We start from the raw sequence: 583 nt of genomic DNA, 5'->3' as shown, positions 1-583 counted from the left end.
TCGATCTGGACATCGAGGGTGCGGGCCTGGCCGACACCGCCTCGGTGCACCGCCGCAACGAGGCGCTGACGGCGTTGCAGAAGGAGTACGAGTCCAAGGGCCGCCGTCTGGATGTGCAGTTCACCCTTCCCTCGGGCAAGGACGGGCTGGACGCGGGCGGGGTGCGACTGCTCCAGGACGCGCAGAGCACCGGGCTGCGGGTGGCGCTGGTGAACATCATGACGATGGACTACGGCTCCCCGGTGCAGGACATGGGGCAGGCCGCGATCGACGCGGCCACCGCGCTGCACGGCCAGCTCGGGCAGATCTATCCGCAGAAGTCGGAGGCGGAGCTGTGGGCGATGGAGGGCAACACGCCGATGATCGGGGTGAACGACAGCCAGGGTGAGGTGTTCACCGCCGACGACGCCAAGCAGCTGGCCGACTTCGCGGTCCAAAAGGGCATCCAGGAACTGTCGTTCTGGGCGGTGGGCAGGGACAAGGCCTGCCCCGCCACGGGCACCCTCTCCGGCGACTGCAGCGGCACCGAACAGAACGACCACCAGTTCCTGACCATCTTCAACACCATCACCACCACCGCACC

The 583-nt window shown here is 67.8% G+C and carries 1 protein-coding gene; it reads left to right on the top strand.

Translation table 11 applies throughout. From position 1 onward, the window contains the following. Positions 1-583 (top strand): glycoside hydrolase family 18 protein (locus AQJ11_RS45080; protein WP_482256569.1); only part of this gene is annotated, 583 nt, incomplete at both ends.

Source organism: Streptomyces corchorusii, assembly GCF_001514055.1.
Lineage (GTDB): Bacteria > Actinomycetota > Actinomycetes > Streptomycetales > Streptomycetaceae > Streptomyces > Streptomyces olivaceoviridis.
This window is presented reverse-complemented; position numbering and strand designations above follow the sequence as displayed.